The sequence below is a fragment of the Vibrio cortegadensis genome, assembly GCF_024347395.1.
Lineage (GTDB): Bacteria > Pseudomonadota > Gammaproteobacteria > Enterobacterales > Vibrionaceae > Vibrio > Vibrio cortegadensis.
Genome location: NZ_AP025472.1, coordinates 129,429 through 155,846, shown reverse-complemented (window position 1 = coordinate 155,846; position 26,418 = coordinate 129,429). Strand labels below are relative to the sequence as shown.

Genomic DNA, 26,418 nt, shown 5'->3' with positions numbered 1-26,418 from the left:
TAAAGGCACAGCTTTGTTTATAAAACTGTGCCTCTAACTTCTCTTAATTGTCTTTACCAATAACTACCTGCGAACGTAAATAGTAGTCCTGAAGCTTACGGTACTCTTCACTCCAATCCGCATCTACATTTTCCGTCGTCACTGGATCAGACTTCAAACTGGATAAATCTTTCCATGGATATAACTTTTCAGGCTGAGCATTAGCATAAGAACCTAGGTCATGGACACTTCGAGATGCGTTATAACCAATATTACTAATCGCATTGGATGACAACAAATTCTCACCTCCCAGAGAGACGTAAGATTGATCCGATAAACTAAAGTTATACAGCGTAGGAAAAACATCTCTATGGGAACCGATTCGATTACGATCAAAACGATAATCAGAATGTTCCAATATCACATCTGGCACATACATATAAAATGGAACGCCAAATGTTAAGCCAAACTCACTCGCCGTCTCTGTTTCTAGATATCGCACACGGTGATCACCAGACGCGGCTATGATGGTCTTGCTTCCTAACTCTGAAGCTTTAACACCTTTAACAAACTCTCCCAATGCATTACTCGCATATTGATAAGCTTGTAGCAAATTTTCAGCTTGATCAGCCATAGGCCCAAGCAGTGTTGTTAACCGTTCGCTTACTTTCACTGGCTTAGGCTGATAATCAGCTGGCGCTCTAAATGGAGAATGATTGGTTACCGTCATGATGTAAATCATCAAGGGTTTTTCAGCTTCATCTAGTAACTTACGAGCAAACTTGAACGTATACTCATCGGGAACACCCCAAGTATCAGCGTACTCTTCTGCCGCTGGGAACGCTTTTTTGATGCTGTTTTCATCGTAAACCGTATCAAAACCTTGGCGCGGTAAATAATTCGCCAAATTACGCCACATACTGTTGCCGCCATAAATAAACACCACTTCGTAACCAGCCTGTTTATAAGGCAATACCGCCGAACTTGGTAGTACCACCTTCTGAGCACTTGAATGGCTAATGGTCGGTATATTACTGTGGAACAGCATCATGACGATGCTATCAATGGTTGCGGATGTTCCGGCAAGAAAGCGCTTAAATACAAAATCTTGCTCAAAGCCTTCACGTAACGAGCCAAGTAGGTCGTTATTACTCGCGTCATCCTCAATAAGAACATTCATCCCCATCCCTTCCATCAACGCCATTACAACGTTGGGCTTATTTGCTTCTAAATAATCATTTTTAGGGGTTTGATAAACTGGGGTTGGTTGGCCTAACACTTTCAACATCTGAGCTTCAACGGCTTCGGCTGAAATAGGTTCAAATTTGGACTGCTTCTTATAGTCACTTTTTGCCCAATCGAGCGCCATAAATGCATTGGGAGTAATTATGTTCAACGCTTTGTACTGAGAAACATTCGCGTGATAACGCTTAAGCGGCAAAGTACCAATCGAACCACGAGCAATCACCACATAGACTAAAATAGTCAACACAACAGAGACAGTAGTAACGGCCCAATGACGCTTACTCCACTGCCACTTTTCCGCTCGGCGTAACAGCTTAGCGGTACCTAGAAATGCTAAAGCAGAAATAGCAATTGACGCTAAAAATGAGCGAATTATCGGGTAATCTTCCCACGCATTTTCCAGCACGGCTTTCGTATCATCATCAAACAAACCAAACACGAAAACATCAATGTAGCTACCATATGTCACATAGTAATAGTAATTACCGATTGAGAAGGCCGCTAAGAGAAAGAAAATAAGAGCGACATAACTTGGAATACCACGAGAGAAACGTTGATATACCTTTGGGAAAGCACCAACACTCAACCCAATAAGTAATAGAGGCGCAAAAGCGATAGAGACAATTTTCGCATCAAATCGAGCTCCAACAATAAAGGCTTGCCACACATCACTACTTAAACCAACCAATTGCTCAAATTCAACAATTTGGCTAAAGAAAAGACCACGGGCGAGAGACAAGAGAATAAGGCCACCCAAAACCAAGGTCGAGATCACTCGAATCAGGTGGCGAAAGTTATGCTGGAAGTTCATGATAAATCACTTATAAGGTGTAGATATAATTCAAATATTTTAAGCTCTGCAATATAGCACATTATTTAATCTTGTTTATGTGAGGTTCACTTCTGACATTCTTCACAGAAAAAAGTATTACGTTGGGCAATTTTTTGCTCTTGCAGTATTGACCCACATTTAGGACACGGCTCTCCACCTTTACCATAAACATGAAGCTCTTGAGCAAAATACCCCGGTTTACCATCCGCTTGAGAAAAATCTTTTAGCGTTGTCCCACCTTGCTTAATTGCGGTAGCAAGTACTTGCTTAATGTCATGAACGAATCGAGTCCATTCAAGCAGAGAAAGGCTATTTGCAGGTCGTAAAGGATGAATGTGAGCATTGAAGAGTGATTCGTTAGCGTAGATATTACCGACGCCAACCACCACTTTGTTATCCATAATGAATTGTTTCACCGCAACCCGCTTTTTTTTCGCTTTATCCATTACATACTCAGGATAAAAATCATCAGTTAACGGTTCAGGCCCACAATTATCTAGAACGGAATGAGATTCACCAGGCGCACACCACAGCCAAGCTCCAAAGCGGCGTGGATCGTTATAACGAAGTACTTTTCCATTGGTTAATTTGAGATCCACATGATCATGTTTATCTGCGGGAAAATCATTGTCGAGTACTCGTAATGATCCCGACATACCCAAATGGACTATCGCAGAGCCTTCATCGGTATTAATTAACAAGTATTTCGCACGACGAGTAATGCTTTTGACCACTTTGCCATGCAATAAATGTATCTCTTCCGGTATTGGCCAGCGCAGTTTGGGCTGGCGAACAATAATCTTATCAATGGTTTCACCCACTAGGTGAGGCGAAATTCCCATTTTACTGACTTCAACTTCTGGTAATTCAGGCATGGTTATTCACTGGCCTCCATAGGGAATAGGAAATCTTTCTCTACCGAGATCGCAATCCACTCACCTTGCCAATTTTTTAATAACCAAAATTGAGGCGCTTGATAGTAAGTGATCCTCTGAGGCTCTTCCTGATCTTCATACCACACTTCAACCGTTTTAGGGTTATTCAACAGCGGTTTCAAACCATTGTAAGTATCTGAATCAACATTAGTTCCAACCAGTTCACGCCACCTTTCAACTAACACTTTCGGAGCGACTTCTGTTGGCAAGCTTGATCGCCATCGCCCTTGATTTTGCTCTAATGACCATTGATTAAAGTGCAATGCCTGAACGTCACTGTTTGGATCCAGTAAGTAGGGATAACGACTGATCGGCTCTTCTACTAAATAAGTTTTAATCACCGAAGGTAGGTTTAACACCGCCATGAAAGCAACAACACTTAAAATTAAGATATTGTTCCAACGACGACGACGGGCTGGGCGATTCAATGGCTGCTCCTTGCGGCTAAGTCGGCAAAAACGATCATATTTAATAAGATCATCTATTCGGTATGAGAGTAAATTTAACATAGAAACATTGAAACGAACAAAATCTCATCGAGAGTCTGAAGCTCATTAACACCATAATAGAAATAAGAGTGTAGCCGATAAGCGAAACTTGAATTTTGGGTATAAAAAAACCCAACTCGAAAGCTGGGTTTTTATCTATTTACATCGAAGGAAATCAATTACTTGATTTTAGCTTCTTTGTACATAACGTGCTGGCGAACTACTGGATCAAATTTCTTGATCTCAAATTTGCCTGGCATGTTACGCTTGTTTTTGTCAGTTGTGTAGAAGTGACCTGTTCCAGCAGAAGATACTAGACGGATTTTCTCACGAATGCCTTTAGCCATTGCTTAATTCCTCTTAAACGTTTTCGCCACGTGCACGGATATCAACAAGAACAGCATCGATGCCTTTCTTATCAATAATACGCATGCCTTTAGCAGTTAGACGTAGTTTAACAAAACGTTTTTCGCTCTCTACCCAAAAACGGTGAGTTTGTAGGTTCGGCAGAAAACGACGCTTGGTAGCATTTCGTGCGTGCGAACGGTTGTTACCCGTTACTGGACGCTTACCAGTTACTTGGCATACTCGGGACATGAATGTCTCTCCAAATCGTTTCAGCTCGATATCAACCTTGGTGGCCGAACCTCTCTATCAATTATGAAAATAGAGGTAAAACCATTATGGAAAATCCATTCAAGGCTATCAAAGGTCGCGCATTATACTAACTTGATATGCATTGCTCAAGACCCGAACAGATCCTTTTGACGGATTTCGTGATCTTTTTTTGAGCAAGGCGGCTTTCAATGAGTAATTGAGCTGATTTAGGTTCAAAAATTAGTGGGCGAATAATAGCAGATTCTGACGATGTCACAACCTAAAATGTGAAATAGATCTACGTCATGTTTACATCCAGCCTCTTTCGGCAAAAGAGACGACCTCTCCATCCCCTACAACAAAGTGATCAAGTATCCGAATATCAACAAGTTCCATGGCTTCACACAACCTTCTGGTGATTCTTCTGTCTGCCTGACTGGGCTCTGCAATACCACTTGGATGGTTGTGTGCCAGTATTAAAGCGGCTGAATTATGATAAAGCGCACGTTTAACCACTTCTCTTGGGTACACAGACGCAGCGTCAATCGTTCCTTCAAACATCACTTCATCACGAATGACACGATGCTGGTTGTCTAGAAACAAGATATAGAATGCTTCTCTCTGCCGATCTCGCAACACACTCGATAGATAAAGCTTCGTCTGCTCCGGGCTCGTTAGTGCATCTCCCCGCTTTAGCGTTTCTGCTAAATAGCGTTGAGTCATCTCTACAATGGCTTGTAACTGGACATATTTTGCAGTGCCAAGTCCCTTGTGGCTGCAGAACTCCTCTTCAGTAGAGGAAAAGAGCCGCCGAAGCGATCCAAAGTCTTTAATCAAAAAGTCGGCAAGCTCAAGCACATTCATTCCTTTCGTGCCCGTGCGTAGAAAAATAGCCAGTAGCTCTGCATCAGTGAGTGAGTGGGGGCCATGATTGAGTAACTTCTCACGTGGCATAGATTCAGCTGGAATGGATTTTAGGCTCATATAAGCTCCCTAAGTTTTCACTATAGGAAACAGATTCGGCGAAGGTTGCAATTTTCCTTCGCCGTTATTAGAGAGGATCTAATGTTTAATGTAATTGATAATTAACTAAGATAGATAGCTATAACTTAAAGTGTCCGACCAAAGCGCTCATTTGCTTACCGGATTCTGACAGCGTTGCACTGATCGTTTCAGATTGCTGCAAGTTCCCACTTAACTCATTAACAATATGCTGAATCGACACTAAGTTCTGATTAATATCTTCCGCAACAGCACTTTGTTGCTCGGCAGCAGAGGCGGTTTGAATTCCCATATCTTGAATAGTCCCGACCGCTTGCTGAATTCCCATCAAGCTATCTCGAATTTGCACGGACTCCGCGACAGTTTGATTACCGCGCTCTTGGCTGGAATTCATGGTGCTAACCGCTAAACTCACCCCTGAATGTAAAGACTGCAGCATTTCACTTATCTCTTGAGTACTGTTTTGGGTACGGCTTGCCAACGAGCGCACCTCATCCGCCACCACAGCAAAACCACGACCCTGCTCGCCAGCCCTTGCCGCTTCAATCGCAGCATTCAAGGCCAACAGATTTGTCTGACCCGCAATCTCACCGATCACTTGCAATACATTGGTGATTTTTTCAGTTTGCTGGCTTAATGCCTGAATCGCTTCAGAAGTGGTGTTCACTTCACTCACTAAGCTTTCGATCCCGTTAATAGCCAAATCGACCTCTTCTTGAGCATCTGAAATTTGACGATTTGCTGATTCAATCGCACTTGAAGTCGCATTGGTATTATTGGCCACCTCACGAGAGGTCGCACTCATTTCAGTCACAGCAGTAACCACTTTGTCGGTTTCAAGGCAGTGGGTTTGCATCTGACTGCTAGCACCACATGTTTGACTGTCTAAATCGCTCGCAGCTTGCTGGACAGATTCTGCCGATTGTCGAATATCTTGAATAAGAGGATGTAACTTATCCATGAATTCATTAAATGCTAACGCGACATCACCAATCTCATCTTGGCTCTCTACTTTTAATCGGGCAGTTAAGTCGCCATCTCCAGCCGCCACATCTTTTAACGAATCCACGATATGCTGCAATGGTGCAATGCCTTTTGACACAAAAAAGCTCACGATCAGGATAGTAAGCAACAAACCGACAGACGATAACCCAATAGCAGAAAGTGTATGCTCTTTCAGTTGGTTCTCTCTATCTAACCGATACATCGACACTTGCTGATCAATGTCATCAATATAGATACCTGTGCCTAACACCCAATCCCATTTAGGCATGTATTCCGCATAACCTAATTTCGGAGCTTGTTTATCTATCGATGGTTTATGCCACGAAAAATAGAGAAAACCATCGCCATTTTTAGACGCGTCAATTAAACCTGCAATAACGGGCACACCGTTCTTATCTTTTAAGCCATAAAGATTTTTTCCCTCTAATTGTGGTTTGATCGCATGAAGCGTATTGACCCCTTGAGAATCATAAGCAAAGAAGTAGCCATCACTTTCAAAGCGCATCGCTTTAAGAATTGCCTTGGCTTGAGCTCGATTTTCACCATTGATATCGGAGTCATACAACTCACTAACGGCGGTCACGCCCATCATTAAGTAGGCTTGTAGCTCGCTTTTTTTCGTGTCCACGAGTTCAGTACGATACTCTTCTGCTTCAATATCTAGGCTCTTAGTTCCGTTCCAGTAGTAAACCAGAGTCACCAAAGCGGTAATGGTTATAAGAGGAATGACCGTGAGAAGCAGCAGTTTCGTTTTACTTTTTAGCGCAAGTAACATTGATATTCCTATTGTTGTTATTGTTTGATTATCAATATCATGCCTTCACATTTAGGAATATCTGTGAGTAAGCCGATCTTTCTATAAATTTGAATAAACCGCATCCTATTGCTTTGACTTGTTCCTCTTTTATCCATAAGAAGAGCAAAAATAATCAAATGTCTGTGATAAAATCCTGAGATAAATCTGGAGAATAATTGATGAAAACACTTGCTGGAAAAAAAATCCTACTTGGAATAAGTGGCGGTATTGCAGCCTATAAATGTGCAGAACTCACAAGACGCCTCATCGAACGCGGTGCTGACGTTCAAGTCGTGATGACAAAAGCAGCGAAAGAGTTTATCACTCCGCTCACCATGCAGGCCGTATCTGGCAGACCAGTATCAAGTAGCTTGCTTGACCCTTCAGCTGAAGCCTCGATGGGACACATTGAGTTAGCCAAATGGGCGGATCTCATTTTATTGGCCCCTGCGACAGCCGATCTCATTGCTCGTATGGCTGCTGGCATGGGTAATGATTTATTGAGCACTCTGGTTCTTGCGACAGATTCACCGATTTCGGTCTCTCCTGCAATGAATCAACAAATGTATCAAAACCTCGCGACTCAAGAGAACATCGCCACATTACAGCGCCGTGGCATGACAATTTGGGGTCCAGCGGCTGGTGAGCAAGCTTGTGGAGATGTTGGCCCGGGACGCATGCTCGAACCTATGCAGTTAGTGCATCACTGTGAAGCATTTTTTCAACCTAAAGCACTGCAAGGAAAATCAATCCTGATCACTGCAGGCCCAACTTGTGAAGCGATAGATCCTGTCCGTTATATTACCAACCATAGCTCTGGAAAAATGGGTTACGCGATTGCTCAATCTGCGGCAGAACAAGGGGCAAAAGTGACACTTATCAGCGGCCCTGTTTCCCTTAGCACTCCTACGAATGTAGATCGAATTAATGTTTCTAGCGCACAACAGATGCATGATGCCGCACTGGAACGTGCAACGAGTCATGATGTTTTCATTAGCTGTGCTGCTGTCGCAGATTACCGCCCTGTTCAGGTTGCCGATCAAAAGTTGAAAAAAACCGATGATGTCGACTCAATGACCATTCATATGGTGAAAAATCCAGATATCGTTGCAGCCGTTGCCAATTTAAAAGAGAACCGACCTTTTACTGTTGGCTTTGCAGCAGAAACACAAGATGTAGAAACCTACGCTCGCTCTAAACTAAGTCGTAAAAACTTAGATATGATCTGTGCAAATGATGTCTCTCTGCCGGGGCAAGGGTTTAATAGCAACGACAACGCTTTGCACCTATTTTGGCAAGGTGGCGAAAAGGCGTTACCTCTCGCTTCTAAGTTAGAGTTAGGACAAGAAATCATCAAACAGATTAGAATCAACCTATTGGGATAACCCCCAAACAATAAAAATAATGTCTATTCAAATATAGTTATAACAAGGAATCGGAGTCATGGCCGGTACAAGAAAAACCAATCGTCGTGAAGAGATACTTCAGGCGCTTGCTCAGATGTTAGAGTCTACCGATGGTGCTTCACGCATAACAACGGCAAAGCTGGCAAAACAGGTCGGAGTATCTGAAGCTGCTTTATATCGACACTTTCCAAGTAAAGCTCGAATGTTTGAAGGGCTGATTGAATTTATTGAAGATTCACTCATGTCACGAATTAACCGTATTCTTGATGAAGAAAAGGATACGCTGGAACGCATTCGACTTGTGCTTCAATTAATACTGGCATTTTCAGAGAGAAACCCAGGGTTAACTCGGATCTTATCGGGTCATGCGTTGATGTTTGAAAACGAACGACTGCGTGAACGAATTAATCAACTGTTTGAGCGTATTGAAACCTCTTTACGCCAGATTCTAAGAGAAAGAAAACTACGTGAAGGCAAATCTTTCCCTGTTGATGAAGGTATTTTAGCGGCACAACTTCTTGGGCAAGTGGAAGGGAGTTTGAATCGTTTTGTTCGTTCTGATTTTAAATATCAGCCGACTGAAAACTTTGATGCTTACTGGGCTCTGCTCAGCGCTCAAATTAAATAGCGAATCAACAAAAACGCGGACCCCAATTGGGTATCCGCGTTTTTTTAACCACTCATAGTATTAAGCAGCGCATCAGCTTGGGTGCTTTACCCGTGCGTAAAGACTAAATCCCGTATTGAGCGCGATACGCTTTCACCGCATCTAAATGCTCAACACTGGTGCCCTTCTCTTCTAAGAAAGTCACAAGGTCTGTCAAACTGACGATTGAAATGATCGCACAACCGAAATCTCGCTCCACTTCTTGAATCGCAGACAATTCACCTTTACCTTTTTCTTGGCGGTCAATCGCAACCAATACGCCAGCCAAGTCAGCACCGTTCGCTTGGATGATCTCCATAGATTCACGAATTGCAGTGCCTGCCGTAATTACATCGTCAACCAACATAATTCGTCCTTCAAGATCGCTTCCGACAAGGTTGCCACCTTCACCATGGTTTTTCGCTTCTTTACGGTTAAAGCAGTAAGGCGTGTCCACATCATGATGATCAGCCAGAGCAACCGCGGTTGTAGTGGCGATTGGGATCCCTTTGTAAGCAGGGCCAAACAACACATCAAATTCAATGCCAGAATCCGCCAACGCTGCGGCATAGAAACGACCTAGGCGCGCTAAATCACGTCCTGTGTTAAACAATCCAGCATTAAAGAAGTAAGGGCTCTTACGACCAGACTTTAAAGTAAACTCACCAAACTTTAGAACTTCTTTCTCTAGTGCAAACTCAATAAATTCACGTTGATATGCTTTCATGTTTTTCCTCTCATAATAAAGGCCACGACTACTGGCCTATATAAAGTCACTGGTTGGGGAAAACCAGATAAAAAAATAGCCCCCAAATTGGGAGCTACTCAATAAATTATTCGGCTAACGCCAATTTCTGCGCTTCGACAATGTCGGCAATGCCTTTATTTGCCAGAGCCAGTAATTCTAACAACTCTGCATGACTGAACGGTTCGCCCTCTGCGGTGCCTTGAACTTCAATCATCTTGCCATCTTCTGTCATGACAACATTCATGTCTGTGTCGGCTGCTGAGTCTTCCGTGTATTCTAAGTCACACAGTGCTTCTTGGTTTACGATACCAACAGAAACGGCCGCAACGTGCCCTTTCATCGGGTTACTTTTCAGTTTGCCTTTTGCAATCAAGCTTTGGATTGCATCAGCCATTGCCACACTTGCACCAGAAATAGAAGCAGTACGAGTTCCGCCATCCGCTTGGATTACGTCACAGTCAACGGTGATCATGATTTCACCCATCGCTTTTAAATCCACAACAGCACGTAGGCTACGAGCGATAAGACGTTGGATTTCCATTGTACGACCACCCTGCTTGCCACTTGCAGCTTCACGGCGGTTACGAGTATGAGTTGCACGCGGTAACATGCCGTACTCAGCGGTTACCCAGCCTTTACCTTGGCCTTTCAACCAACGTGGCACGTTCTCTTCTACTGTTGCGTTACACAATACTTTGGTGTTGCCGAACTCCACCAATACTGAGCCTTCAGCATAAGCAGTAAAGTTACGAGTAATTTTAATTGGACGAACTTGATCTACAGCGCGGTCATTTGGACGCATGAAATACTACCTATGAATGGGATGAATTCGGTTGGGGCGAGATTATAACGAAAGAAGGCTTTAGGGTCGAGTACGCGATAGGCTCATCTCGTCTCTTTTCTATTTTCTGTGCTAACATATCGACCACATAATTTTCATCTCTCCTAAGTAAAGGACAATTCAATGATCTACAGCATGACCGCTTATGCACGTAAAGAAGTAAAAGGTGACTGGGGTACCGCCGTTTGGGAAATCCGCAGCGTAAACCAACGTTATCTAGAAACTTATTTTCGCATGCCAGAGCAGTTCCGTGGTTTAGAGCCAATTCTACGCGAACGTTTTCGCAAGCGTCTTGCTCGCGGCAAAGTTGAATGTAACCTGCGCTTTGAAGCGAACCCTGCAGCTAAAGGCGAATTAAGCATTAACGAAGGCCTAGCTCAGCAAGTGATCAATGCAGCCAACCAAGTAATGGGTATGACTGGCGAAGAGAGCCGCTTAAATCCATTCCAAATCATGAACTGGCCTGGAGTGATGGAAACACCAGAGCAAGACATGGATGCCATCAATAAAGACCTACTTGAAGCGTTCAACGATGCGATTGCAGAATTTATTGACGCCCGTGCTCGCGAAGGTGAGAACATGAAGGCGCTCATTGTACAGCGTCTAGATGCAATTACCGATGAAGTGGTAAAAGTACGCGCTCGTATGCCTGAAATCCTAGAGTGGCAACGTGAACGTCTACTGACTAAATTTGAAGACGCTAAAATCGAACTTGAAGGTTCTCGCGTGGAGCAAGAGCTTATTCTGCTGGCACAAAAATCTGACGTAGCAGAAGAGCTAGATCGCTTAGACTCTCACGTTAAAGAAGCCAACGTAGTATTGAAGAAAGGTGGCGCATGTGGTCGTAAACTGGACTTCATGATGCAAGAGTTCAACCGTGAGTCGAACACGCTGGCATCAAAATCAATCAGTACCGATATCACCGCGTCAGGTGTTGAACTGAAAGTGCTTATCGAACAAATGCGCGAGCAGATCCAGAATATCGAGTAATCGCCATTCTGACTCTATCGGATCAAAAAAGCCCTAATCACTAGGGCTTTTTTGATATTAATCGAAGCATATAAAAATCAATCATTCTTGCAATCAGAAGCCATTACGACACAGTTCCTGCCACTCTGTTTTGCTTTATAAAGTGCTTTATCTGTATCAGATAAAATATCTTTTGCAGGCACTTCGAAATCCACAATGCCGCCGCCCACGCTGATCGTAACTGGAATGTCTACACCATCGACAGTAATTGGTTTTTTCGCGATAGATTGGCAAATTCTCTCTAATACACCGCGCGCGAATTCATCGGGTAAATTAGGCAGTAGAAGAACAAACTCTTCGCCACCAAAACGGCATAACGTATCAGATGTTCGCAAACAGTGATGAACACGATTTCCCAGCTCTTTTAAGACTTCATCGCCAACTGGGTGACCATAGGTATCATTGATATGTTTAAATTTATCGACATCAAAAATCGCGTATGTCAGAGACCATTCATAACGCTTACAACGCGCAATGTCATGGTTTAGCTGTTCAAAGAAGTAACGACGGTTGTATAAACCAGTAAGTTCGTCACGGTTACTTGTCTCTTCAAGAGTCAATACTTGCTCTGTCGCCTCTTCAAGCAACAACTGTGCTTGAGCCATCTCGGTCACATCATGTATCGAGATACATACACCTTGGACGGTGCCATTCGTATCCAGCAACGGCCACATTGCACAGTTTTGATACATTTGCGATGACTCAACGCCCGAAAACTGACTAGTTGGGAAATGCAACAAATACGGACGTTGCGTCCAGTTGGTGTAGGATTGATTTCCTAGCACCATCACTGAACGTACTTTTTTGGCAAACCAGCCCTCTTTGAGTTCTGGGAAAAACCGAGGTAAGTGTTGATTAAGAATCTCTTCTGATTTGAGTTTGCTATGGATCTCCATGAAGCGATTCCAAAAAATCACATTCAGACGGCGGTCAACAGCAAAAACGCCCGCTGTTGACATCGACTCTAGAACCGAAGAGAAATCAAATTCACCACTTTCTATCATGCCATCAGTTTCCGTAGTGAAGAGACTAGGTTAATAAGCCCTTCCTCTTTTAAAGAGATAATATTGTCACAATGCACGCCTTTCTCTTCGATCTCTAACTTAATATCAATCAATAGAATATGTGCATCTGAATCCGAGTACGCTAATCGGCTATCATCAACTTGAGTACTTTGCGTATCAAAGAACAAAATTGCAGGCTGAGACAGGTGTAAATCAAGTTGCAACTCTTCCGATAAACCAGAAAGGCTCGCACTATTAATGACATTCGTTAACTCATTAAGAATTTCATGTTGAGTTGCCGTTGATGTTGCGTCTTCTTCATCATAGCCTAAGTAACCCATTAATGAAGTAAACGTTCCACCACCGTACATAACTGAAGAGCGACCAATCATTTCACCAATGAATTCTTGTTGCACGATATTCACTGGATCAGATTTTTGACCAAAATCTTGGACTAAAGCGGTGATCTTTTCTTGTGATACTAAATCAACATGAGGGACAGATAGCTTCACCTTACTTTCAAACAGCTCAGATAATTTAGCACCTGCACGGCCCATACCAATATTAGTCAGCTCACGCAGCGCATCAAACTCATCAGCATTTAAATGGATCGAACTCATAATTGCACGCCCTCCTGGCGTAAAAATGATTCAAGCTCTTCAGCAGAGATCGGTTTTGGTAAAAAGCCTTTTGCGCCAAGTTGGAACGCTTCTTCACGTATTGCAGGTTGAATATCCGCAGAAATAACGTAAACACTTGCACTGTATTCCATCGTTTTAAGGCGCTTAAGCACTTCAATACCATCTATGTCCGGCATTGTAATATCAAGGAAAAGAATATCAAAATTAGAGTTTGAGCATTGAGAAAGTGCATCTTCTCCGCCCGAAGCTTCAGTAATGCTTACTTCCCAGCTTTGTGGAATTGCGCGCTTGATCATTCGGCGAGAAAACGATGAATCATCAACGATAAGTAAACTGTCTGACATTTTAAAACCCTAACTAACTACAAATTAAATGACATAATATACTATTAAATTTCAATTAAAAATCACATTGATATTATGAATAATAAGTAACTATTTCACATTATTTTGACATCGAACATAATTCAAGCAGTCTTTGCTCGTTATTAAAGCTTACTTGAGCGTTTTTCTTACACGAGCACAAACAGCTTTTTCTTGAGAAGATCTTCAAGATCGTGCTACTCTTCGCCTCCATTTTTCTGACCTGAATATCGATAAAACTCACAATCACGTTTTTTGATACAGGTTGGTGCTATCTTTACTATGTCGGCAATTTTTAGCTGGCATACAATCCAAAACAACAGTGGAATAATACAGATGGGCAAAGGTACTCTTTACATCGTGTCTGCACCAAGCGGCGCAGGAAAATCGAGCTTAATCTCAGCTATGCTGGAAACCAACCCAACCTACGCAATGAAGGTATCTGTATCTCATACCACTCGTGGCATGCGCCCAGGTGAAGAAGATGGTATGCATTACCATTTCGTAGAAAAACACCATTTTGAAGATCTCATCAAGAAAGAAGAGTTCCTTGAGTATGCTGAAGTATTTGGCAACTACTACGGCACATCACGAGTTTGGATTGAAGATAACCTAAACAAAGGTATTGATGTTTTCCTTGATATTGATTGGCAAGGTGCACGTCAGATCCGCAAACAGATGCCTCAGGCAAAAAGCGTCTTTATTCTGCCACCATCAAATGGTGAGCTAGAGCGTCGCTTAAATACGCGCGGCCAAGATAGCGAAGAAGTTATTGCAAAACGCATGAGTGAAGCGAAATCAGAAATCTCTCATTACAGCGAATATGATTATGTGATCATTAATGATGACTTTGATGCTGCATTGATGGATTTCAGAGCAATTATTCGTGCTGAACGTTTGAAACAAGATAAACAGTCTGCCAAGTATACTGGTATGCTGACCGCACTGTTAGCGGAGTAATCACTCTCAACTAACCCGTTTTCTTATGAGAACAGTGCTTTCCTTAGAGAATAAGTAAACAGCAAGCTAGAAAGTAATCTTTTTAGCTTGTATACTTTCTCGTCATTAAAAATAAATTTAATAAACTATTTGGAGTTCTCTTATGGCACGCGTAACTGTACAAGACGCTGTTGAAAAAGTTGGTAATCGTTTCGACCTAGTTCTTATCTCTGCACGTCGCGCACGTCAGATGCAGACTGGCGGTAAAGATTCACTAGTGCCTGAAGAAAATGATAAGCCAACGGTTATCGCACTTCGCGAAATCGAAGAAGGCCTTATCACTAAAGACGTATTAGATGCTCGTGAACGTCAAGAGCAACAAGAGCAAGAAGCGGCAGAGCTAGCAGCAGTTAGCAGCATCGCTCACACTCGTTAATACGATTATTCGAATCAAGTAACCTTCCGGGCCTTTAATTTGTATCTATTTGATAGCCTCAAAGACGTTGCCCAAGAATACCTAACAGAGCCTCAAGTTGAGGCTCTGCGTCAATCTTATGTGGTAGCGAGAGACGCCCATGAAGGGCAAACCCGCTCAAGCGGTGAACCGTATATTATCCACCCTGTTGCTGTTTCTCGTATTCTGGCGGAAATGCGCCTAGATATTGAGAGCTTGCAAGCAGCCCTTCTTCACGATGTTATTGAAGATACTGAAGTGACCAAAGAGGAGCTCGAAGCTCAATTTGGTACTACTGTGGCTGAGCTTGTGGATGGTGTATCTAAGCTGGATAAGCTTAAATTTCGTGATCGCAAAGAAGCGCAAGCCGAAAACTTTCGTAAGATGGTTCTTGCCATGGTGCAAGACATTCGCGTTATCTTGATCAAACTTGCCGACCGCACTCACAACATGCGCACTTTGGGAGCATTACGCCCCGATAAAAAACGCCGCATTGCTCGTGAAACGTTAGAGATCTACTCTCCTCTTGCTCATCGTCTTGGTATTCATAATATTAAGACTGAACTTGAAGAGCTCGGTTTCGAAGCTTTATACCCTAACCGTTACCGCGTTTTAAAAAATGTGGTGAAGGTCGCGCGTGGCAACCGAAACGAAATGATCGAGCGTATCCATACCGAAATCAAAGGCCGTCTTGAAGATGTTGGCCTTAACGTTCGTGTATTTGGTCGTGAAAAGAACCTGTTCTCCATCTATAACAAGATGAAAACCAAAGAGCAGCGTTTCCACACCATCATGGATATCTACGCTTTTCGTGTCGTTGTAGACAGTGCCGATACTTGTTATCGTGCGCTTGGTCAAGTACACAGCCTGTACAAGCCACGTCCTGGTCGCATGAAAGATTACATTGCAGTACCAAAAGCCAATGGCTACCAATCTCTGCACACTTCAATGGTTGGCCCTCACGGCGTGCCTGTGGAAGTGCAAATCCGTACTGAAGATATGGATCAAATGGCAGACAAAGGTGTCGCGGCACACTGGTCTTATAAAGGCAATGGCGATCGCACTGGCACAACCGCTCAGGTGAAAGCTCAGCGCTGGATGCAAAGCTTATTAGAGTTGCAACAAAGCGCCGGTAACTCATTTGAATTTATTGAAAATGTGAAATCTGATCTGTTCCCAGATGAGATCTACGTTTTCTCGCCAAAAGGTCGCATCGTTGAACTTCCAGTAGGCGCAACGGCTGTCGATTTCGCTTATGCCGTGCATACTGACGTTGGCAATATGTGTGTAGGAGCAAGAGTCGATCTTAATCCTTACCCACTCAGCAAAGCGCTCAAAAATGGCCAAACCATTGAGATCATCAGCGCGCCTGGTGCTCGTCCAAATGCTGCATGGCTCAACTATGTTGTGACTTCTCGCGCTCGAACTAAGATCCGTCAAGTTCTGAAAACCATGCGCCGTGAAGATTCCGTCACATTGGGTCGTCGTCTGCTAAATCACGCATTGGGTGAGAGATCCATTACGGATCTCGCAGAAGAGAACGTTCAACATGTTCTTTCTGAGCTGAAAATGGCTGACATGGATGAGTTATTGGCTGCGATTGGACTGGGTGAGTTAATGAGTATTGTTATTGCTCGTCGCTTACTTGGCTCAGCAGATGAATTGACAGAAGTCGAAGGCACAGATGGCAAGCCGAGGAAAAAGCTGCCTATCCGTGGTGCTGAAGGCATACTGCTCAACTTCGCCAAATGTTGTCACCCAATTCCTGATGATCACATCATTGCGCATGTATCACCGGGTAAAGGCTTAGTGGTTCACCGTGAAACGTGTCCGAATGTTCGCGGTTATCAACGTGAGCCAGACAAGTACATGGCGGTTGAATGGTCTGATGAATACGATCAAGAGTTTACCGCTGAATTGCAAGTTGATGTTCAAAACCATCAAGGTGCATTGGCAGAGTTAACCAATGTGATCTCTAAGACGGGTTCAAACATTCATGGTCTTTCAACAGAAGAGCGCGATGGCCGTCTGTACACCGTGACGGTGCTATTGACCACCAAAGACCGCGTACATCTTGCGAAAATCATGAAACGTATTCGTGTCATGCCGCATGTTCTCAAGGTTCGCCGAAAGAAGAACTAACGGCTAGCGTACTCGTTTGGGACTCGTCAATATTGCGCCCATAAACGAAACGCAAACAGAGCCGATTTAGATATTGAATACCCTGTGTTTTACTTATTCTCAATAAGCCAAATACAGGGTATTTTTGTATCTCATCGCTCAATATTTCACACCGTCATCATTAGCTCAATTCAATAACTGTCTCATATCACTGCAAATTCTCCCTGTACAAAAAGACAGTAAAATGCTTGAATAGTTTATCTATTTTTCCTTTCTGTAAGAGCGCTATTTATGTCCCAACTCCTTTCAGCCATCTCCCTTACTTCGCTCTCTGGAGTGGGTGCCAAAGTCGCTGAAAAGCTAGCAAAAGTCGGGCTCAATAACGTTCAAGATCTGCTCTTTCATCTGCCACTTCGCTACGAAGATCGCACTCGTATCTATCCCATGGTCAAACTGCATGCTGGGTTATGGGCGGCGGTACAAGGCAAAGTCATGAGCGTCGATACCATCTTCGGCAAACGTAAAATGCTGTCGGTGAAAATCAGTGACGGCAATGGCACGGTGAGCCTGAAGTTTTTCAACTTTACCGCCGGCATGAAGAACAACTTTACCGAAGGGAAACAAGTTCATGCTTATGGAGAGATCAAGCGTGGGGGAATCGGACTCGAAATTGTTCATCCTGATTATAAATTTTACGTCCCAACTCAAAAGCCGGATATTGAACAAAACCTAACGCCCGTCTACCCCACCACCGATGGGTTAAGGCAAATAACACTACGTAACCTGACCGATCAAGCCTTAGCGCTACTCGATAAAGCAGCCGTCAGTGAACTATTACCGTCAGGATTATACGATCACCAAATTACGCTAGGGGAAGCGCTGCATACCATTCATCGTCCTCCACCAAGTATTAATCTTGAGGAGTTTGATGAAGGGCGACACCCAGCTCAGCAACGCCTTATTATTGAAGAGTTGCTGGCACAAAATCTTTCTATGCTCTCTGTTCGAAGCAAAGGACAACAAGATGTTGCTTTGCCACTCGCGGAAGTGTCCAATCTCAAACAGCAGTTACTGCAACAACTTCCGTTTACTCCAACCAATGCCCAATCTCGCGTGGTGAAAGAGATTGAAGATGACCTAGTCAAGTCTCACCCTATGATGCGCTTGGTTCAGGGCGATGTTGGTTCCGGAAAAACATTGGTTGCTGCACTTGCCGCGGTTAGAGCGATTGAGCATGGTTATCAGGTGGCACTAATGGCCCCAACAGAACTACTCGCAGAGCAACATACCATCAATTTTGGCCAATGGTTTGAAAGCATGGGAGTACAAGTAGGTTGGCTTGCAGGCAAACTCAAAGGTAAAGCCAAAGAGACTGAACTGGCGCGCATTGCCAGCGGCGAAGCGCAAATGGTAGTGGGGACTCACGCACTGTTTCAGGAACATGTAGCGTTTAAAAATCTCGCTCTTGTGATCATTGATGAACAACATCGATTTGGTGTCCACCAGCGTCTAGAGTTACGTGAAAAAGGAGCAAAACAGGGCTCGTATCCACATCAATTAATCATGACCGCAACTCCCATTCCAAGGACGCTGGCCATGACTGCTTATGCCGACCTCGAAACCTCGGTGATAGATGAACTGCCACCGGGAAGAACCCCGATCCAAACCGTCGCCATTCCCGATACCAAACGCGATGATATTATTGAACGAGTGCGAAATGCCTGTCTTAATGAGGGAAAACAAGCTTATTGGGTCTGCACACTGATTGATGAGTCAGAAGCTTTGGAAGCGCAAGCGGCAGCGGATACGGCGGAAGAGCTGCAACGCATTTTGCCAGATGTGAAAATTGGTCTGGTGCACGGTCGAATGAAATCGGCAGAAAAACAAGCGGTCATGAAGCAGTTCAAGGATAACGAGCTGCATCTATTAGTCGCGACGACGGTTATTGAAGTCGGTGTGGATGTGCCTAATTCAAGTTTAATGATCATCGAAAATCCAGAAAGGCTCGGTTTAGCGCAACTCCACCAGCTAAGAGGCCGTGTAGGGCGAGGTTCAGTCGCGAGTCATTGTGTACTCTTGTATCACGCACCATTATCAAAAACCGCACAAAAGCGCTTAGGGGTGCTCCGCGAAAGTAATGATGGATTTGTAATTGCACAGCGTGATTTAGAGATCCGTGGACCCGGTGAACTGCTTGGCACCAAACAAACCGGAATGGCCGATTTCAAAATTGCAGACTTAGTGAGAGATCAACGCTTAATTCCAGAAGTTCAGCGCATGGCGCGCTACATTCACGATAGTTATCCTGATAATGCCCTCGCAATTATCGATCGTTGGCTAGGTGATCGCGACGTCTACGCTAAGGCATAGCTATTATTGTTAGGAGCTTCTTGTTCAGAGTCTCTTGTTAAAAGCTCTTTACTAAGAGCTCCTTGCTAAGAGCCCTTTTCCTACGAAATCCTTTTTAGGCTCTCCTTTCCAAGCTGAGCTTTCCTCAAATATACCGAATGGGCACAACCCGTTCGGTTTGTTTATTTCAGATCAATTTCTCGCCACAACACGCATGCAACCGTTTGCTTTTTGTTTTCGTTTATTTATAATCGCGCACAAATTTTGAGTAAGAACACTACTCAACCCAACCTGAGTCGATTCTGATTAACAGCAATCACAGATGAAGACCGACTCAACTTAGCGTTCCCATTCAGCGAACTCTAAGCAACTTAGTCACAATTAGGATAAACACATGAAAACCCCGAACGCAGCACGCAAGTCGGAACTGATCTATCAACTCAATGATCGCCCACCGCTTTTACAAACACTTTTTGCGGCCACACAGCACTTGCTCGCCATGTTTGTCGCCGTCATCACGCCCTCTTTGATTATCTGCCAAGCTCTAGGTGTCACACCTGAGCAGACAAATACCATTATCAGCATGTCACTGTTCGCTTCTGGTATTTCATCGTTTATCCAAATTAAAACCATCGGTCCTATCGGATCTGGCTTGCTCTCCATTCAGGGCACAAGTTTCAATTTTATCGGTCCTATTATTGCGGCAGGTTTGTCGTTAAAAGCCGGAGGCGCAAGCATTGATACCGTCATGGCAGCCATTTTAGGCACCATCCTTGTAGCATCATTTAGTGAAATTCTACTTTCTCGCGTACTTGAACATGCGCGTCGTATTATCACTCCACTCGTATCTGGCATCGTCGTAACACTTATCGGCCTAACCTTGATTCAAGTGGGTTTGGTTTCTATCGGTGGAGGCTACTCAGCATTAGCCGATGGCAGTTTTGGTAGCTTAGATAAGCTTGCGTTGGCAGGGACGGTTCTTGGCTTAATCGTCATATTAAACCGTTCAAGTAACTCTTATATTCGTGTTGCCTCCATTGTGATTGCCATGTTTGTCGGTTACATGATGGCCTACTTCATGGGCATGATTGACACTTCAACACTGGCAGAAACAGAACTTATTGCGCTACCGGTTCCGATGCAGTTTGGCTTAAGCTTTGACTGGTCTCTATTCATCCCACTGGTTCTTATTTTCCTCATCACGGCACTGGAAGCGATTGGCGACATTACAGCTACTTCAGAAGTATCCGGAGAGCCAGTAAAAGGCCCTGTTTACATGAAGCGCATCAAAGGTGGTGTACTCGCGGACGGTCTGAATTCGGCGATTGCGGCGGTATTTAATACTTTCCCGAACTCTACCTTTAGCCAAAACAACGGCATCATTTTACTGACAGGTGTTGCAAGCCGTTACGTGGGCTACTTTATTGCAGGCATGCTAATACTGCTTGGTTTGTTCCCGGGCGTTGCAAGTTTTGTACAGTTGATCCCTGAGCCTGTTCTTGGCGGAGCGACGATTGTTATGTTTGGTACGATTGCCGCTGCGGGGGTACGAATCATTTCACGTGTAGATCTTAATCGCCGTGCCATTCTCATCATGGCACTCTCATTTTCAATGGGATTGGGCATCGCACAAAAACCTGAGATCTTGCAGTTTATGCCGGAGTTCATCAAAAACATCTTCTCTTCAGGTGTGGCCGCTGGCGGGGTAACTGCGATTTTGCTTAACCTTTTACTTCCTGAAAAATTAGAAGATGAAGAGATCGAAGCAGAAGAAGCTAGAAGCTAGAAGCTAGAAGCTAGAAGCTAGAAGCTAGAAGCTAGAAGCTAGAAGCTAGAAGCTAGAAGCTAGAAATGAGTTTGATGCCATATCGCGTCAAACTCATTTTTATTTTTAAGAGACAGTCATAAATTCGATGATCTAACCACGAACAGGAAAATTAATTTGAGCTTTGAGCCCACCGTCACTGCGATTATTCATCACAACTGAACCGTGATGCTGGCTCACAATCCGTTTGACGATGGCTAAACCTAATCCTGTTCCCTCACTCCCTCTTGCGGTATCGCCACGAGTAAAAGGTTCGAATAGTTTATCAATCTGATTCGATTCAATTCCGGGCCCATTGTCTTCAACGCACACCCAAATCAATTTGCTATCAGCCGTCATTCCAGTACTCACTCGTACCCAACCATTACCGTAACGCAGTGCATTTACCACCAAATTACTCACCGCCCGCTTCATCGCAATGGGATTGCCTCGCGCCAGTTTTAAGGTGTGGTCAATATGTGTTTCAATTTCAACCTCATACCCCCCTTCAGCACTGGCAACATCGCTGGCAATATCGTTCAAATCCACACTTTCAAACGACTCCACATTCACAGGCTTCAAATAATCCATAAACTGACTGATGATCTGATTACACTCTTCGGTATCACTGATGATCCCTTCCGCTAAATAACTATCTTCTGGTGACATCATTTCAGTCGCAAGACGTATACGAGTCAGAGGCGTTCGTAAATCATGGCTAATGCCCGCCATTAATAACGCGCGGTCCTCTTCTAACTGCTGAATACCTTTGGACATCTGGTTAAATGCTCGCGTCACCGAACGAATTTCTGACGGACCTTTTGCTGGTAAGGGGGATGGGATTTCTCCGCTCCCAACCACTTTGGCCGCTTTTTCGAGGGCGACTAATGGTCGATTTTGCAGGCGGATGAATAGCCAACCTCCAGCGATGATTAACAGTGCCATTAACAAACTATTGTTAAACAAAGGCGCAAAGTCTTCCTCTTGTAACTCCGATAATGGGATCCGAATTAACGAGTTTGGCAACGCATCGATATCCATCCATAATACGTAGCTATCTTCACCGAGAATCAATCTAACATTAGTGGTGGAGCCAAGTTCTTCACTCATCTCTTCACTCATTAAATCGATGGTCACAGCGTGCTCAAACTCTTCCGTCGAAGGGGTGCCTTTGCCATGAATAGTGACACCAAGCTCTTCAAGCAACTGTCTTCTTAAGGGTGTTTTTAAGTCGAGTTCATCTTGCTCGTCTAGCACCAAGCGTAATTCATGCGCTAAAATTTTATTAAACTGCTGCATGCTCGGCATCAGAGCGTAATAGAACACGGCGTAATACGAATAAGCTTGGCTTGCCACCAACAGAGTGATGAACAGCAATATAGATTGAGTAAGGGAGCTACGAATACGCATCTAGAAAACCTTTAGCGAGTGAGAAACAGGGAGTGGGAGGTGAGGAGAAAGTCTAACCTGAAAATAAAAAACCCTCGGAACATGCCAAGGGTTTATCGAATTGGGTTATGCCTCTTTTCCATCTGGCACAAACACATACCCCAAACCCCACACGGTCTGAATATAGCGTGGTTTGCTTGGATCTTCTTCTAACATTCGGCGTAAACGTGAGATCTGAACATCGATAGAGCGTTCCATTGCAGAATACTCTCGGCCACGAGCCATGTTCATCAACTTATCACGCGACATCGGTTCACGCGCATTGGTCACTAGAGATTTAAGTACCGCAAATTCACCCGACGTTAGCGGCATCGGCTCTTCATTACGGAACATTTCGCGAGTACCAAGATTTAAGCGAAACTCACCAAATTCAACCATCAACTCTTCTGAGCTTGGTGCGCCCGGAGCTTCTACTACTTGGCGTCGCAACACCGCTTTAATTCGAGCAAGCAGTTCACGTGGGTTGAAGGGTTTTGGCAAATAATCATCGGCACCCACTTCCAGCCCAACAATGCGATCAACCTCATCGCCTTTTGCCGTTAACATTAAGATAGGTAGCATGTTATTGGCACTACGAAGACGACGACAAATCGATAAGCCATCTTCCCCAGGTAACATGAGATCCAGCACCATAAGGTGGAAATTTTCACGAGTTAACAGGCGGTCCATCTGCTCACTGTTAGCGACACTACGTACTTGGAAGCCTTGCTCAGACAAGTAACGTTCTAGTAATGCACGCAAACGCGCGTCATCATCGACCACTAATATTTTATGATTTTCTTGCATCTACTGATTCCACCTATTAAAAGCGTCCACCTCAAGAGATAAGGCAGTGAAAAATGTAACAGACTCAGGGAAAAAGTCGCCTAAATAATTGTTAACGTTTGTTGCCTTTGCCTACATAGTAACGCATCAACTCGCCTAACTTGGTCAGTATTTCGACAAGTATGTCACATCAAGCATTACCTATAGCCCCACCGTTCGTTGAGGCCAAACTCAATGCTTAACGATATTATTAACTAAGCGCTCGGCTATGCTTGCGGCTTCTCGTAAGTGATTGAGTTAATGAACCACTCTTTATCACCTTCTGGTGTGCGCACCACAAATTCATCATCCACTTCTTTTTTGAGCAGTGCTCTCGCCATTGGTGAATCTATCGAGATGTAGCCTTTACTATCTCCATAAATTTCTTCAGGGCCAACAATACGAAACTTTTTCACTTCACCAACTTCATTTTCGATCTCTATCCACGCACCAAAAAAGGCTTTTCCTTCTTGCTGAGGTGAATAATCAACAATCGTGACATCCGGTAAGAACTTACGTAAAAACCGAACCCTGCGATCAATTTGTCTTAATAAACGCTTATTAAAAGTGTAATCTGCATTTTCAGAGCGATCGCCTAAGCTTGCTGCCCAAGTAACAATTTTGGTCACTTCTGGACGTCTCTCATGCCATAAGTAATCGTGCTCTTGCTTCAGTTTGTTGTAGCCTTCCCGAGTAATCAGTTTGGTTTTCAATGTCGCATCTCTATACGAGTAAAGTTTTATCTAGTAGTACCGAAAATGAGTCATCATTGTCAATCAGTCTCGGCTGTCATTGATTCAGTAGGTAGTCCTCATCACTCCCCACCAGCGCTCCGTACTTCAGTAAGTTCTTACCTAAGATCATGCTGTAGCGGAATCGAGAGCGATCTTGAAGGTTTACCCGAATGGTTTTATTTACCTTCCCCAGTTGCACGTTCATCTCAACTACAGGCCTAATGGTTGGTTTCTCACCTTTCTTCGCTTTGATTCGCATGACATCCACCATAGGTCGAGTGAAATCTTGTTTTTGTCCCTGCTCATTTTGATAGGTGAAGCTCACCATCGGTTTTCCATCTTGCTTGAATTGTTTAATATTGAGAGCATGCATTGAACTTACATCGGCACCGGTATCCAATTTAACCGGAAAGGTCATCCCTTCCACGGTCGCCTTTTCAATGTGTCCTGCTCGAAACAGTGGATAGTCTTCCAATAAGTGATCAGAGCGCGTATTGATAAGCACGCCATCTTTTACCATTTTCTTACCAATCACAAAGTAAGCGTCATCTTCCTTACCGTTGTCGAGTGTTTCTAAAGCAAATTGAAGCGTTTTATGTCGCCCACCTAATTCAAAATCCCCCTCAATAATCGGTCTTACTGAATTGCCCACTTTGATTCTTTTGATCATTGGTTTGGTTATTTTCTGTTTATTGCCTGCACTATCTTTCAAGTAGTAGCTAACCGTGCGGTTTTCCCCCGTGGTCATCTCATAGCTGTCGACTTTAAGCATTGGCGTTTTTACTGTAAAAGAGGGCTCAGCTTGAAGTTTGTAACCATCAATCACAACGTGTTCAAAGGTAGAGACAACTAAAGGCTTATGTTGATCAATTCTCTGCTGATAAGTGTATTGGGAAGCGTTCACTTTGCCGTTTTTTGTCGATGGTTCAGCTTTCAATTGAGTCGCAAGGAAATCTTCTTCATCGGTATCAATCATAAAGTATTGATTCAACGTATCCTGCCCCACACTCAATATGGAAGATGACTCACCTCTGTCTTTTAAATACGCCTGCATATAGTGAACCTCATCACCAAGTATGACAGGTAAATTGACCAGTGGGCGTTCGTGACCATTCACATTCAGCATTCGATCTAAAGGCAAAGAGAGCGTCTTTTTTACCTCATCAACACTGATTGCATCAAAAGTGACACGTTGCGCTTGTGGATCGACATGGATGTTTTCAGCATGCATATTTGAGTATTTATTGCTCCCAAGGAACCGCGTCTCAATCGGTAAGCCCGCTAACTCTAACTGCTCTTTTTTCCCCACAATTTTCGAGTTCGGCTGCTGTTGTAAGTAATCATAGCCTGCTAATACCCAAGCGTTATGCTCAAGAAAGCTTTTTCCTATCAAAATAGAGGCTGAAAAGTTACCTCGATCGGTCAAGTTCACCTTGGTGTTCACCGTCTTTCCTGCAATGGTCAATGGTAGGCGAATGACGGGCCTATAAAGGGGAGTTTCACTGGTTCGGCTGCGGATCACACCTATATTTTCAAGAGGACGTTGCACCTTAACCTCTTTTCCAGTGTAAGGGTGTCGTAGAGTAAAAGAGACGCTCGCACTTACCCTGTTCGGTGTTTTATCAAACGCTTTTTCTAACGCTTTCAATAATTCTAGCTTTGGCAAACCTTGCAGTTCAGGAGCGTCGCTGAAGACTTGAATATTGTCGGCATGCATGGAAGTGGTGTCGGCTCCGGTATCAATTTTCCCGACAAAAGGGACACCACTTAAAGCATCAATATCTGAATAATAGACACGCTCAACTCGCCCTAAGACAATTTTATTATCGACTTCATACACCGGGTATTGAGTGGTCGCAGAAGAGAGTTCATTTGCTTGTAAACCGACGCTCCACGACATCAAAATGAGCAGTAACATGAACGATATAAGCGACATAAGGGATAAACGAGCAGCCAATACTGTTTTCGCTGGCGTAACAATAAGCGAAAAAGACCGAGTAGCAACGGTTCGTATCTCATCGACCAATGATGTCAGTATTGATGGTATCTTCAGCATTCTATATTCCCATATCGTTCATGATTACTAATTATCCACATTCGAGCCCTCATATGCTCATAAGTTCTGATTGAAGTTGAGGTTTTGACAAAATATTAACTTAACAGCGTAATAAAAATTCAATATCTATTTAGAATTGACAACTTCATCGG

At 43.8% G+C, this 26,418-nt stretch carries 24 protein-coding genes; 8 read left to right on the top strand and 16 right to left on the bottom strand.

All coding sequences use genetic code 11. From position 1 onward, the window contains the following. Positions 1–43: 43 nt before the first annotated feature. From OCV39_RS00705 to OCV39_RS00675, 7 genes are all read right to left on the bottom strand, one after another. Positions 44–2,035, bottom strand: a complete 1,992-nt coding sequence (locus OCV39_RS00705; protein WP_261888721.1) for an LTA synthase family protein — start codon at positions 2,033–2,035, stop codon at positions 44–46. 86 nt (positions 2,036–2,121) lie between these two features. Next, positions 2,122–2,931: a bifunctional DNA-formamidopyrimidine glycosylase/DNA-(apurinic or apyrimidinic site) lyase gene (gene mutM / locus OCV39_RS00700; RefSeq protein ID WP_261888720.1), complete on the bottom strand. Its 810-nt coding sequence runs from the start codon at positions 2,929–2,931 to the stop codon at positions 2,122–2,124. 2 nt (positions 2,932–2,933) lie between these two features. Next, positions 2,934–3,356 (bottom strand): hypothetical protein, encoded by a 423-nt coding sequence (locus OCV39_RS00695; protein WP_241807257.1) that lies wholly within the window; start codon positions 3,354–3,356, stop codon positions 2,934–2,936. 302 nt (positions 3,357–3,658) lie between these two features. Beyond that, positions 3,659–3,826, bottom strand: a complete 168-nt coding sequence (gene rpmG / locus OCV39_RS00690; RefSeq protein ID WP_002535344.1) for a 50S ribosomal protein L33 — start codon at positions 3,824–3,826, stop codon at positions 3,659–3,661. Between the two features lie 13 nt (positions 3,827–3,839). Further along, entirely contained in the window at positions 3,840–4,076 is a 237-nt protein-coding gene (rpmB, locus tag OCV39_RS00685) for a 50S ribosomal protein L28 (RefSeq protein WP_004728407.1), read from the bottom strand. Positions 4,077–4,385: 309 nt separating this feature from the next. Beyond that, positions 4,386–5,060, bottom strand: coding sequence for a RadC family protein (radC, locus tag OCV39_RS00680; RefSeq protein ID WP_261888719.1), 675 nt, complete (start codon positions 5,058–5,060; stop codon positions 4,386–4,388). Positions 5,061–5,178: 118 nt separating this feature from the next. Beyond that, the gene (locus OCV39_RS00675; RefSeq protein ID WP_017052176.1) at positions 5,179–6,858 is read right to left on the bottom strand and encodes a methyl-accepting chemotaxis protein; all 1,680 of its coding nucleotides are present in this window, start codon (positions 6,856–6,858) and stop codon (positions 5,179–5,181) included. A 200-nt stretch (positions 6,859–7,058) separates the two neighbouring features. Between OCV39_RS00675 and coaBC the strand changes: the two genes are divergently transcribed. Then, a complete protein-coding gene (gene coaBC / locus OCV39_RS00670; protein ID WP_261888718.1) occupies positions 7,059–8,264 on the top strand; it encodes a bifunctional phosphopantothenoylcysteine decarboxylase/phosphopantothenate--cysteine ligase CoaBC in 1,206 nt (401 codons plus the stop codon). A 58-nt stretch (positions 8,265–8,322) separates the two neighbouring features. After that, positions 8,323–8,913: a nucleoid occlusion factor SlmA gene (slmA, locus tag OCV39_RS00665; RefSeq protein ID WP_017052174.1), complete on the top strand. Its 591-nt coding sequence runs from the start codon at positions 8,323–8,325 to the stop codon at positions 8,911–8,913. A 103-nt stretch (positions 8,914–9,016) separates the two neighbouring features. Here slmA and pyrE read toward each other — a convergent pair whose 3' ends face one another. Beyond that, positions 9,017–9,658, bottom strand: a complete 642-nt coding sequence (gene pyrE / locus OCV39_RS00660) for an orotate phosphoribosyltransferase (protein ID WP_017052173.1) — start codon at positions 9,656–9,658, stop codon at positions 9,017–9,019. Between the two features lie 106 nt (positions 9,659–9,764). Beyond that, on the bottom strand, positions 9,765–10,481 hold the full coding sequence (gene rph / locus OCV39_RS00655; RefSeq protein ID WP_017052172.1) for a ribonuclease PH: 717 nt from the start codon (positions 10,479–10,481) through the stop codon (positions 9,765–9,767). A 162-nt stretch (positions 10,482–10,643) separates the two neighbouring features. On the opposite strand from rph, the gene OCV39_RS00650 reads away from it, so the two are divergent. Continuing rightward, positions 10,644–11,510, top strand: a complete 867-nt coding sequence (locus OCV39_RS00650; protein ID WP_017052171.1) for a YicC/YloC family endoribonuclease — start codon at positions 10,644–10,646, stop codon at positions 11,508–11,510. Positions 11,511–11,587: 77 nt separating this feature from the next. Here OCV39_RS00650 and OCV39_RS00645 read toward each other — a convergent pair whose 3' ends face one another. The 3 genes from OCV39_RS00645 to OCV39_RS00635 are packed head-to-tail and all read right to left on the bottom strand — an operon-like array spanning position 11,588 to position 13,538. Further along, positions 11,588–12,553: a sensor domain-containing diguanylate cyclase gene (locus OCV39_RS00645; RefSeq protein WP_113796209.1), complete on the bottom strand. Its 966-nt coding sequence runs from the start codon at positions 12,551–12,553 to the stop codon at positions 11,588–11,590. After that, entirely contained in the window at positions 12,550–13,173 is a 624-nt protein-coding gene (locus OCV39_RS00640) for a chemotaxis protein CheC (protein WP_017052041.1), read from the bottom strand. Before OCV39_RS00640 ends, OCV39_RS00645 begins: the two co-directional genes overlap by 4 nt. Next, positions 13,170–13,538, bottom strand: coding sequence for a response regulator (locus OCV39_RS00635; protein ID WP_017052042.1), 369 nt, complete (start codon positions 13,536–13,538; stop codon positions 13,170–13,172). Before OCV39_RS00635 ends, OCV39_RS00640 begins: the two co-directional genes overlap by 4 nt. Positions 13,539–13,892: 354 nt before the next feature. Between OCV39_RS00635 and gmk the strand changes: the two genes are divergently transcribed. The 5 genes from gmk (at position 13,893) to OCV39_RS00610 (ending at position 21,205) form a co-directional block, all read left to right on the top strand. Beyond that, a complete protein-coding gene (gene gmk, locus OCV39_RS00630; RefSeq protein WP_113796207.1) occupies positions 13,893–14,516 on the top strand; it encodes a guanylate kinase in 624 nt (207 codons plus the stop codon). Positions 14,517–14,658: 142 nt separating this feature from the next. Further along, complete coding sequence (gene rpoZ, locus OCV39_RS00625; protein ID WP_004735648.1) at positions 14,659–14,931, top strand: DNA-directed RNA polymerase subunit omega; 273 nt, start codon at positions 14,659–14,661, stop codon at positions 14,929–14,931. Positions 14,932–14,970: 39 nt separating this feature from the next. Further along, the gene (gene spoT, locus OCV39_RS00620) at positions 14,971–17,091 is read left to right on the top strand and encodes a bifunctional GTP diphosphokinase/guanosine-3',5'-bis pyrophosphate 3'-pyrophosphohydrolase (RefSeq protein ID WP_017052044.1); all 2,121 of its coding nucleotides are present in this window, start codon (positions 14,971–14,973) and stop codon (positions 17,089–17,091) included. A 270-nt stretch (positions 17,092–17,361) separates the two neighbouring features. Then, positions 17,362–19,440 (top strand): ATP-dependent DNA helicase RecG, encoded by a 2,079-nt coding sequence (recG, locus tag OCV39_RS00615; protein ID WP_261888717.1) that lies wholly within the window; start codon positions 17,362–17,364, stop codon positions 19,438–19,440. Positions 19,441–19,813: 373 nt separating this feature from the next. Then, positions 19,814–21,205, top strand: coding sequence for a uracil-xanthine permease family protein (locus tag OCV39_RS00610; RefSeq protein ID WP_261888716.1), 1,392 nt, complete (start codon positions 19,814–19,816; stop codon positions 21,203–21,205). A 132-nt stretch (positions 21,206–21,337) separates the two neighbouring features. Here OCV39_RS00610 and envZ read toward each other — a convergent pair whose 3' ends face one another. The 4 genes from envZ to OCV39_RS00590 all read right to left on the bottom strand — a co-directional run bounded on the left by envZ (position 21,338) and on the right by OCV39_RS00590 (position 26,146). Continuing rightward, positions 21,338–22,633, bottom strand: a complete 1,296-nt coding sequence (gene envZ, locus OCV39_RS00605) for a two-component system sensor histidine kinase EnvZ (RefSeq protein WP_171756970.1) — start codon at positions 22,631–22,633, stop codon at positions 21,338–21,340. 105 nt (positions 22,634–22,738) lie between these two features. Continuing rightward, a complete protein-coding gene (gene ompR, locus OCV39_RS00600) occupies positions 22,739–23,458 on the bottom strand; it encodes an osmolarity response regulator transcription factor OmpR (RefSeq protein ID WP_017052048.1) in 720 nt (239 codons plus the stop codon). Between the two features lie 245 nt (positions 23,459–23,703). Beyond that, positions 23,704–24,189 (bottom strand): transcription elongation factor GreB, encoded by a 486-nt coding sequence (greB, locus tag OCV39_RS00595; RefSeq protein WP_261888715.1) that lies wholly within the window; start codon positions 24,187–24,189, stop codon positions 23,704–23,706. A 76-nt stretch (positions 24,190–24,265) separates the two neighbouring features. Beyond that, positions 24,266–26,146 carry a putative ATP-dependent zinc protease gene (locus OCV39_RS00590; RefSeq protein WP_449369322.1) on the bottom strand — a complete coding sequence of 627 codons (1,881 nt, stop codon included), beginning with the start codon at positions 26,144–26,146 and terminating at the stop codon, positions 24,266–24,268. Positions 26,147–26,418: the final 272 nt, after the last annotated feature.

Coding starts and splice junctions, on each gene's coding strand:
- OCV39_RS00705 (WP_261888721.1), bottom strand. CDS start 2,035: ATGAACTTCCAGCATAACTTTCGCCACCTGATTCGAGTGATCTCGACC.
- mutM (WP_261888720.1), bottom strand. CDS start 2,931: ATGCCTGAATTACCAGAAGTTGAAGTCAGTAAAATGGGAATTTCGCCT.
- OCV39_RS00695 (WP_241807257.1), bottom strand. CDS start 3,356: ATGGCGGTGTTAAACCTACCTTCGGTGATTAAAACTTATTTAGTAGAA.
- rpmG (WP_002535344.1), bottom strand. CDS start 3,826: ATGGCTAAAGGCATTCGTGAGAAAATCCGTCTAGTATCTTCTGCTGGA.
- rpmB (WP_004728407.1), bottom strand. CDS start 4,076: ATGTCCCGAGTATGCCAAGTAACTGGTAAGCGTCCAGTAACGGGTAAC.
- radC (WP_261888719.1), bottom strand. CDS start 5,060: ATGAGCCTAAAATCCATTCCAGCTGAATCTATGCCACGTGAGAAGTTA.
- OCV39_RS00675 (WP_017052176.1), bottom strand. CDS start 6,858: ATGTTACTTGCGCTAAAAAGTAAAACGAAACTGCTGCTTCTCACGGTC.
- coaBC (WP_261888718.1), top strand. CDS start 7,059: ATGAAAACACTTGCTGGAAAAAAAATCCTACTTGGAATAAGTGGCGGT.
- slmA (WP_017052174.1), top strand. CDS start 8,323: ATGGCCGGTACAAGAAAAACCAATCGTCGTGAAGAGATACTTCAGGCG.
- pyrE (WP_017052173.1), bottom strand. CDS start 9,658: ATGAAAGCATATCAACGTGAATTTATTGAGTTTGCACTAGAGAAAGAA.
- rph (WP_017052172.1), bottom strand. CDS start 10,481: ATGCGTCCAAATGACCGCGCTGTAGATCAAGTTCGTCCAATTAAAATT.
- OCV39_RS00650 (WP_017052171.1), top strand. CDS start 10,644: ATGATCTACAGCATGACCGCTTATGCACGTAAAGAAGTAAAAGGTGAC.
- OCV39_RS00645 (WP_113796209.1), bottom strand. CDS start 12,553: ATGATAGAAAGTGGTGAATTTGATTTCTCTTCGGTTCTAGAGTCGATG.
- OCV39_RS00640 (WP_017052041.1), bottom strand. CDS start 13,173: ATGAGTTCGATCCATTTAAATGCTGATGAGTTTGATGCGCTGCGTGAG.
- OCV39_RS00635 (WP_017052042.1), bottom strand. CDS start 13,538: ATGTCAGACAGTTTACTTATCGTTGATGATTCATCGTTTTCTCGCCGA.
- gmk (WP_113796207.1), top strand. CDS start 13,893: ATGGGCAAAGGTACTCTTTACATCGTGTCTGCACCAAGCGGCGCAGGA.
- rpoZ (WP_004735648.1), top strand. CDS start 14,659: ATGGCACGCGTAACTGTACAAGACGCTGTTGAAAAAGTTGGTAATCGT.
- recG (WP_261888717.1), top strand. CDS start 17,362: ATGTCCCAACTCCTTTCAGCCATCTCCCTTACTTCGCTCTCTGGAGTG.
- OCV39_RS00610 (WP_261888716.1), top strand. CDS start 19,814: ATGAAAACCCCGAACGCAGCACGCAAGTCGGAACTGATCTATCAACTC.
- envZ (WP_171756970.1), bottom strand. CDS start 22,633: ATGCGTATTCGTAGCTCCCTTACTCAATCTATATTGCTGTTCATCACT.
- ompR (WP_017052048.1), bottom strand. CDS start 23,458: ATGCAAGAAAATCATAAAATATTAGTGGTCGATGATGACGCGCGTTTG.
- OCV39_RS00590 (WP_449369322.1), bottom strand. CDS start 26,146: ATGTCGCTTATATCGTTCATGTTACTGCTCATTTTGATGTCGTGGAGC.